Origin of the sequence: Palleronia caenipelagi, assembly GCF_007004065.1 — a bacterium.
Lineage (GTDB): Bacteria > Pseudomonadota > Alphaproteobacteria > Rhodobacterales > Rhodobacteraceae > Palleronia > Palleronia caenipelagi.
In genome coordinates this window covers 159,097-167,209 of the sequence record NZ_VFSV01000005.1, presented here as the reverse complement: position 1 = coordinate 167,209, position 8,113 = coordinate 159,097, and the positions used below count along the sequence as shown (strand labels likewise).

9 protein-coding genes and 1 rRNA gene are annotated in these 8,113 nt (G+C 65.6%); 7 read left to right on the top strand and 3 right to left on the bottom strand.

Annotated elements, in window-relative coordinates; translation table 11 throughout:
• The first annotated feature begins 4 nt into the window (after positions 1–4).
• The 3 genes from rrf to pncB all read left to right on the top strand — a co-directional run bounded on the left by rrf (position 5) and on the right by pncB (position 2,291).
• Positions 5–119, top strand: a 5S ribosomal RNA gene (rrf, locus tag FEV53_RS04575).
• Positions 120–207: 88 nt separating this feature from the next.
• Entirely contained in the window at positions 208–918 is a 711-nt protein-coding gene (ubiG, locus tag FEV53_RS04570) for a bifunctional 2-polyprenyl-6-hydroxyphenol methylase/3-demethylubiquinol 3-O-methyltransferase UbiG (RefSeq protein WP_142833633.1), read from the top strand.
• 80 nt (positions 919–998) lie between these two features.
• Positions 999–2,291 (top strand): nicotinate phosphoribosyltransferase, encoded by a 1,293-nt coding sequence (gene pncB, locus FEV53_RS04565; protein ID WP_142833632.1) that lies wholly within the window; start codon positions 999–1,001, stop codon positions 2,289–2,291.
• A 3-nt stretch (positions 2,292–2,294) separates the two neighbouring features.
• On the opposite strand, the gene cobS is transcribed toward pncB, so the two are convergent.
• Genes cobS through cobU form a run of 3 tightly spaced genes read right to left on the bottom strand, consistent with a single transcriptional unit; the run spans position 2,295 to position 4,520 of the window.
• On the bottom strand, positions 2,295–3,008 hold the full coding sequence (gene cobS / locus FEV53_RS04560; RefSeq protein WP_142833631.1) for an adenosylcobinamide-GDP ribazoletransferase: 714 nt from the start codon (positions 3,006–3,008) through the stop codon (positions 2,295–2,297).
• Positions 3,008–3,997, bottom strand: coding sequence for a nicotinate-nucleotide--dimethylbenzimidazole phosphoribosyltransferase (cobT, locus tag FEV53_RS04555; RefSeq protein ID WP_142833630.1), 990 nt, complete (start codon positions 3,995–3,997; stop codon positions 3,008–3,010). Before cobT ends, cobS begins: the two co-directional genes overlap by 1 nt.
• Positions 3,987–4,520, bottom strand: coding sequence for a bifunctional adenosylcobinamide kinase/adenosylcobinamide-phosphate guanylyltransferase (cobU, locus tag FEV53_RS04550; protein WP_246100730.1), 534 nt, complete (start codon positions 4,518–4,520; stop codon positions 3,987–3,989). The genes cobT and cobU overlap by 11 nt, the downstream gene beginning before the upstream one ends.
• Positions 4,521–4,556: 36 nt before the next feature.
• Here cobU and FEV53_RS04545 point away from each other — a divergent pair, with 36 nt between their 5' ends.
• The 4 genes from FEV53_RS04545 to cobD are packed head-to-tail and all read left to right on the top strand — an operon-like array spanning position 4,557 to position 7,766.
• Positions 4,557–5,123, top strand: a complete 567-nt coding sequence (locus FEV53_RS04545) for a histidine phosphatase family protein (protein WP_142833629.1) — start codon at positions 4,557–4,559, stop codon at positions 5,121–5,123.
• Positions 5,120–5,890, top strand: a complete 771-nt coding sequence (locus tag FEV53_RS04535; protein WP_185962103.1) for a propanediol utilization protein — start codon at positions 5,120–5,122, stop codon at positions 5,888–5,890. The genes FEV53_RS04545 and FEV53_RS04535 overlap by 4 nt, the downstream gene beginning before the upstream one ends.
• A complete protein-coding gene (gene cbiB / locus FEV53_RS04530) occupies positions 5,887–6,801 on the top strand; it encodes an adenosylcobinamide-phosphate synthase CbiB (protein WP_142833628.1) in 915 nt (304 codons plus the stop codon). Before FEV53_RS04535 ends, cbiB begins: the two co-directional genes overlap by 4 nt.
• The gene (cobD, locus tag FEV53_RS04525; RefSeq protein WP_142833627.1) at positions 6,798–7,766 is read left to right on the top strand and encodes a threonine-phosphate decarboxylase CobD; all 969 of its coding nucleotides are present in this window, start codon (positions 6,798–6,800) and stop codon (positions 7,764–7,766) included. The genes cbiB and cobD overlap by 4 nt, the downstream gene beginning before the upstream one ends.
• Positions 7,767–8,113 lie beyond the last annotated feature (347 nt).

Here is an 8,113-nt window from a genome sequence, read left to right as displayed (position 1 = left end):
TCGGATTGGTGGTCATAGCGCGAGCAAAACACCCGACCCCATACCGAACTCGGAAGTTAAGTGCCGCTGCGCCAATGGTACTCCGTCTTAAGACGCGGGAGAGTAGGTCACCGCCAATCCTAGAAAATACCCAAATCCCTCAAAACGATACAAAAAAAACGACCCAAAAATAAAATAACTCATGCAAACAGTGTGGAGTACAGGGTCATGAACGCTGAAACACGAAACAATCTCTCTATATACGATGACGTCGCCCAAAAATGGTGGGCTGATGATGTCCGTTGGCTGCGCGTCCTCCGAAAAATGGTCCCCGGCCGCCTGAAATGGTTCAACCGCCACATGGAATGGCAGGGAAAGAAGGTCCTTGATCTGGGCTGCGCCGGCGGATTTATGGCCGAAGCGCTGGCTGAGCGGGGCGCTAACGTCACCGGAATCGACCCGGCCGCTGAGGCGATTGCCGCCGCCCGTGCTCATGCGGAAGCTGGTGGGCTCACGATCCGTTACGATGTTGGTGTGGGCGAGGATCTCCCCTACGAAAGCGGCCATTTCGATGCGGTGGTTTGTGTGGACGTGCTGGAGCATGTCCAGGATCTCGATCAGGTGCTTCGGGAGGTGGAGCGGGTGCTGAAACCCGGTGGCCGGTTCCTCTTTGACACGCTGGACCGCAATCCCGTAGCTCGCTTTGCTGCGATCACCATGGCCGAGAACGTGCTGCGGGTTTTGCCCAAGGGCGCCCATGACCCCGACATGTTTATCAAGAAACCGGAACTCCGCGCTGCGCTCACCCGAGCGGGTCTCGCAGCTCGCGACTTCACCGGGTTGGGACCTGTTGGGATCGATGGCAAGCTCGACCCGGTCTTTGGGCCGATCCCGGTGCAGACGGTGATCTATATGGGCTACGCGGATAAGGGCTGGTGACCCATCCGCTGGCGTCCGCGGCAGGGGCTGGTGTAGACTAAACCTCCGCAGTTGCCCTGATAGTCTGAAAGTCCGAGCCGATGGTTGATCTCGCCACCCGTGTCTGGAACCACAAATGGAAGATCGACCCGATCGTCCGGTCCCTTATCGATACGGATTTCTATAAGCTTCTGATGTGTCAGACCGTCTTCAGGCGCCGCCCTGACACGCGGGTCACGTTCAGCCTGATCAACCGGACCAGCTCGGTCCCGCTGGCAAAGCTGGTGGATGAGGGCGAGCTGCGCGAACAGCTCGACCACGTGCGCAGTCTGTCGCTCCGGCGCGGCGAGTCCACGTGGATGCGGGGCAACACCTTCTACGGTAAACGCCAGATGTTCACCCCGGATTTCATGGACTGGTTCGAACGGCTGCGGCTGCCCGACTACCATCTTGAGCGTGTGGGGGACCAGTTTGAGCTGGTCTTCGAGGGCAGCTGGCCCGAAGTGATGCTCTGGGAGATTCCGGCGCTGGCGATCCTGATGGAGCTGCGCGGCAGGGCGGTTCTGCGCGATCTCGGGCGGTTTGAGCTGCAGGTGCTCTATGCCCGCGCCATGACGAAGCTTTGGGAGAAAATCGAGCATCTCAGGCAGCTTGACGGGCTCAAGATCGCCGATTTCGGCACTCGCCGTCGGCACTCCTATCTTTGGCAAGACTGGTGCGTGCAGGCCATGCACGAGGGGCTTGGCGAAAGCTTTATCGGCACGTCGAACTGCCTGATCGCCAAGGAACGCGACCTTGAGGCCATCGGTACCAATGCCCATGAGCTACCTATGGTCTACGCAGCTCTGGCCGAGGATGATGCGGCTCTGCGGCAGGCGCCCTATAACGTGCTCGCCGACTGGCATGAAGAGCACGAGGGCAATCTGCGGATCATCCTCCCCGACACTTACGGGACCGAGCAGTTTCTCGCAGGCGCGCCAGACTGGCTGGCGGGCTGGACCGGCATCCGCATCGACTCCGGAGATCCTGCCACCGGAGCCGAGACGGCGATCCGCTGGTGGCAGGAGCGCGGCGAGGATCCGCGTGAAAAGCTGGTCATTTTCTCCGACGGGCTCACCGAAGCAAAGATCGCCGAGCTGCATACGCGGTTCCGCAACCGGGTGCGGGTGAGCTTTGGATGGGGGACGAACCTGACCAATGATTTCCGTGGGCTGGTTGCAGGCGATGCGCTGGCGCCATTCTCGCTGGTCTGCAAAGCTCAGACGGCGAATGGTCATCCGACGGTCAAGCTGTCCGATAACCCGGGTAAGGCCACTGGCCCTGCGGACGAGATCGCCCGGTATCGCCGGGTGTTTGGGGTGCCGGAGCAGGAGCGACAGGAAGTTCTGGTCTGAACTTCAGCCGCTGAGCGCGGCGAGGGTCACCCAGATCGCGGCCTCGCTGGTGAGTTGGATCGCGCCCAGAACGTCGCCGGTTTGTCCGCCGATCCGTTTTAGGGCCAGCCGAGCGAGACCAAAGGCGACCGCGGCCGCGATGAGCGCTGCCGGGATCGCGGCGGCGCCGGTCCAGAGACCCAGAAATGCCACGATTATCGCGCCCCAGAGCAAGTTTGCTCTCCCGCCTGCGTCTTCGCCAAGACCATCCGTCCGCGCCGGGGGCATCCGGGTCATGGCGACCAGCATCGCGAGGCGGCTGGACACGCCTGCGAAAAGAAACGCGGGCAGAGACGCGCCAACTTCGGCCATCGCCAACGCGGGCAGGGTCGTGAACAGGATCAGCGCCAGCACCCCGTAGCTGCCGGTGCGGCTGTCGCGCATGATCTCCAGAACGCGTGCCTTGTCACGCCCGCCCCAGATGCCGTCCGCGAAATCCGCCAGCCCGTCATGGTGTAGCGCGCCGGTGATCAGCACCATGGCCAGCACTGCCAGCATTCCGCCCAGAACGCCTCCGGTCAGGGAGAGGGCCAGCCAGCCCGCCAACCCCGGAATGAGCCCAACCAAAGGAAAGGCCCAGGCCGCGCGGCTGAGGGGCGGCGGGTCTGTCAGCGTCCCCACAGGCAGGCGGGTGAGGAACATCACCGCCAGCCGCAGCTCATCAAGCCGGGAGTGCATCAGCCGCCGATGCCCGCTTCGGCGAATGTCGCCATGCCGTTGTGGCAGGCGAGCGCCGCGCGTAGGATCGGCAGAGCCAGTGCCGCGCCCGAACCCTCGCCCAGTGCCATGTCCATGTCCAGGATCGCAGGCTTGCCGATGGCGTCGAGGATACGGATGTGACCGGGCTCACGGCTGCGGTGGGAGACGAGGCAATGGTCCAAAAGGGCGGGGTTGATCCGCCACAGGGGCAGCATGGCCGCCGTGCAGATATAGCCGTCGAGCAACACCGGGATGCGCGCCGCCCGGGCGGCGAGGACCGCGCCCGCCATGGCGGCTTGCTCCCGCCCGCCGAGGGCCGCGAGGATTTCCAGCGGAGTGCCTGTCCCGTGCAGGGCGACGCCCTTCGCCACCACGTCGGCCTTCAACGCCATCCCCGCATCGTCGGAGCCGGTGCCGCGCCCGATCCAGTCGCGCGCCTCGCCGCCGAGGCAGGCGCAGGCCAGCGCGGCGGAAATGGTGGAGTTGCCGATGCCCATTTCGCCCAGCACCAGAACCGATGCGCTTGGGTCCACGGCCTCAGCCCCCTTTGCCATGGCCGCGCGGGTTTCCCCGGCGCTCATGGCGGGGCCCGTGGTGAAATCGGCGGTGGGCGTGTCGAGATCCAGCGCGATCACGCTCAGATCCGCCCCGGCCACGGCGCAAAGCTGGTTGATCGCTGCGCCTCCGGCCTCGAAATTTGCCACCATGGCGGCGGTGACCTCCTGCGGAAACGGGTTCACGCCCTGCGCGCAGATCCCGTGGTTCCCGGCAAAGACAAGCGCTTGCGCTCGCTCGATCCGGGGCTGGGCCGTCCCCTGCCAGCCCGCCATAAAGATCGCCAGCTCTTCGAGCCGCCCCAGCGCGCCGGGCGGCTTCGTCAGTTCCGCCTGCCGGGCGCGGGCCGCCTCGGCGGCTGCCTCGTCGAATTGCGGCAGGTCCGTGCCTGCGATCAGCGCGTCAAGATCCATGGGGTTTTACCTTGAGGGGTTGGCCTGCGACGCAGAGAAACACCTCGTCGCAGCGCCCGGCAACCTGTTGATTGAGCGTCCCGGCCGCGTCCCGGAACGCGCGGCCAAGAGGCGTTTCGGGCACGATCCCGAGCCCGACTTCGTTGGTCACGAACACGACCGGACCGGGCAGAGTGCCGATCAGCGCCGCGAGGCGGTCCGCTTCCTCACGCCAGTCACGTTCGGCCAGCATGAGGTTGGTCAGCCAGAGGGTCAGGCAATCCACGAGGCAAGGCCGGGTTCCCGCCTGCGCCAGCGCGCCGGTCAGGTCCAAAGGCGCTTCGATCAGCCCCCATTCCGGTCCGCGACGGTCCTGGTGGAGGCCAATGCGATCCTCCATCTCACCGTCGAACGCCTGAGCAGTCGCAATATAAAGGGGATCTGGCCCAATATCCTGCACCAGCCGCTCAGCCAGAGCGGATTTTCCGGACCGGGCCCCGCCGGTGATGAGGATCGACTTTGCCATCGTGAGATGACACATCATAACACGCCTCGAAATGGAAGCCGTCTGACAGCGAAAATGCCTCTGCCTGCCTCTTTGATCCTGATCCGTCACGCCCGGATCACAACGCCGGACCGGCTGGCCGGGCGCAGCGACTTTGCCGCAGAGCCTGACCCGACGGCCTGCGCGGCGCTGGCCGCCACCCTGCCGCCGGTCGCACACGTGATTAACTCTCCCGCGCAGCGCTGCCGGGTGACGGCGGAGGCGCTCTTTCCGGGGCGTGCCCTCCGGTCAGAGCCTGATATCTGGGAGCAGGATTTCGGCATCTGGGACGGGCAGCCTCTGGCGGATCTGCCGGATCTCGGGCCGCTGACTCCCGAAGCGCTGGCAATGCACCTCTGGGACAGGGGCGAGAGCTTTGCCGATCTCTGCGATCGCGTGACCCCGGCCTTGACCCGTCTGGCGGTGGCGGGCGAGACCATCGCCGTGGTGGCCCATGCCGGCACCATCCGCGCCGCGCTGTCCATGGCGCTGGGCGGACCGGGACCGGCGCTGGCGTTTCACATCGCCCCACTCTCGGCCACGCAGATCAGCCTGCACCCCTCGGGGGCGGCGGTGGGTTATGTGAACCGGATCGCCTCATGAGCCTGCGTGTCAGCGGTCATTTCGGGGAGTGGATCCAGGGGCGCATGGGCCCGGACGGTCCGCTGGCCCTCGTAACGCTGCCTTGTCCCGATCTGGGGGTGATCTTGGATGCGGCGGGTTCCGGACTGGTGGAAGCGGAGCAGCGGGAGCGCTTTGCGCGGGCGCTCGGGGTTCCGGTGCCGCTGCTGACCTTGAGGGCCGACCTGCCGCCGGGGTGCGGAGCGGGAATATCCACGGCGGCCTTAGTGGCGCTGGGCCGTGCGGCGGGGGGCATTGAGCCGGAAGTGCTCGCCCGCGCCTGCCTCGCGGCCGAGGGCGCCACGGACCCGCTCATGTACCCCCACCCCGACCGTTTGCTCTGGGCGCCGCGCGAGGCCCGCGTGCTGCGCGACCTGCCGCCGCCGCCGCAAGCGCTGATCGTTGGCGGCACCTTTGGCGCGGGAGAGTATACGGACGCTCAGGACCTCCGCTTCCCGGATGTCTCCGATCTGGTGGCGCGCTGGCCGGGGGCTTGCGGGGACCTCGCGATCCTCGCGCAACTGTCGAGCCTTTCGGCCTCCCGCACAACGGCCTTACGCGGCCCTGCGGATGATCCGACCCCAGAGATTGCGCAGGCGCTTGGCGCGCTGGGGTGGCTGCGCGCGCATACGGGGTCGCTGCGAGGTGTGATTTTTCCGCGCGGAGCCGACCCACAGCCCGCCCGCGCGGCGCTGGAGCATGCCGGGTTCCGTCATATCCTTCATTTCACTACCGGAGGCCCGGAATGATCACCCCGATGCTGCTTGCGGCCCTGTTCGATCTGGCGCTCGGCTGGCCGGATCGGCTCGTTCGCGCCATAGGCCATCCGGTGATCTGGATCGGTAACCTGATCTCGCGGCTGGAGGGACGGTTGAACACCGGTACCCCGGCGGAGAGGCGCCGGGCCGGGACGCTGACCGTGGTTGCGGTACTGGTTGCCGTGCTGATCCCCGCAGTCTTGCTGCAATTGCTGGCGGGTCCTCTGCTGACGGTGCTTCTGGCATGGCCCTTCCTCGCGGCGCGCAGCTTGCGCGACCACGTGGCCGCCGTGGCCAATCCGCTGATCGAAGGCAATCTGGCGGGCGCTCGCCAGGCCGTATCCATGATTGTCGGGCGCGATCCGAATCAGCTCGATGAGGGCGGGATCTCCCGCGCGGCCATCGAGAGCCTCGCCGAGAATGCCTCGGACGGGGTCATTGCTCCGCTCTTCTGGGGCATTCTGCTCGGTCTGCCGGGATTAGTCGCCTACAAGGCGATCAACACCATGGATTCCATGATTGGCTACCGTTCTGAGCGCTACCTCGATTTCGGGCGCAGTGCGGCACGGCTGGACGATCTGGTGAACCTGATCCCCGCACGTCTGACTGGCGCGCTGATCTGCCTCGTGGCGCCCCGACCCGGCGAGGCGTGGCGGGTGATGCAGCGGGATGCGCGGCAGCATCGCTCTCCCAATGCGGGCTGGCCGGAATCCGCCATGGCGGCGGCGCTGGGCGTGCGCCTCTCGGGGCCGCGCGCCTATGAAACCGGCGTCGAGCCGCAACCCTGGCTGTATCCCGAGGGTGAGGACGCCAGCGGGATTGATATCGACGCAGGCCTGAATCTGGCGCGCAAGGCCTATCTTCTGACGCTGGCCTTACTAACGATCGGAGCGGTGGCATGAGGGATCACGGGGGCAATCTTGACGCGGCGCGCGCCCGGTTTGGTGGTGCGGCAGAGGACTGGATCGACCTGTCGACCGGCATTAACCCACGCCCCTACCTAGTGCCGGAATTGCCGGGATCCGTCTGGGACCGCTTGCCCGAAGCCTCCGCACTGTCGGCACTGTCACGGGCCGCGTCGGATCTCTATGGCGGCGCACCCTGTCTGCCTGTGGCCGGCGCACAGGCGGCGATCCAGCTCCTGCCCCGCGTCCTGCCCGCCGGGGAGGTCCGCATCCTCGCGCCGACCTATAACGAGCACGCGGCGAGCTTTTGTTCGGCGGGGCATGACGTGCGCGAGGTCGAGAGTGTGCAGGCGCTGGCGGGAGCACCCGTGGCCGTTCTGGTGAACCCGAACAATCCCGATGGGCAAGCTCATGCGCCCGCAGACCTGCTTGATCTGGCGGGGCAGGTGGGCCATCTCATTGTTGATGAAAGCTTTGCCGACCCGGAGCCAGAGCTCTCTCTCGCTCCACATCTGGCAGACCTGCCCAACACCGTGGTTCTGCGCTCCTTCGGCAAGTTTTTCGGTCTCGCCGGGGTGCGTCTGGGCTTTGCCCTGACCACTGGGCCGTTGGAGACCCTGCTGACCGACGCTGCTGGCCCCTGGGCTGTTTCCGGTCCCGCTGCGGCGATTGGCGCGACGGCGCTTTTGGACGCGACATGGATTGCAGAGACGCGGCGCAGGTTGGCCCGTGATGCCGCCCGGCTGGACGGGATGGCGGAGCGGGCAGGGTGGCGGCTGGTCGGCGGAACGCCTCTGTTCCGCACCTATGAGACCCATGACGCGGATGCCGCGCAAGATCACCTTGCGCGGCATCATATCTGGTCCCGGATTTTTCCTTATTCCAAGAGCTGGATCCGGCTCGGGCTCACCGATGGCGAGGCGTCATGGGCGCGGTTAGAACATGCACTTGAGACGACTTAGTCCCAGGCGTTTGACGGCTGACCGTTGATGCGAACGATAAAGCGCTCCATGCCGGCATCCTTGGTCAGCAAATTTCCTTTTTTGGAGTTGTGTGGATCATTCCGCCCACGCCCCAGCCGCCGCCGCTCTCGTGAAATTCCAGCATCCGGGCGTTTGCAGTGCCGAGGTCCTTCTGACAGGCCGCGTCACCTTCCTGAGCGTTTGCCAGCGGAATGCTGACGACACCTTCTTTTCCAAAGCTTCGATAGGTCTCGTCACACCTAGCTCATTTTGCGTCCAGCCGGAATAATACCGCCAGTCGTCATTTGCGGGCTTGCTCGTGTTTGCGTCCCAGTGTGCCTGATGCG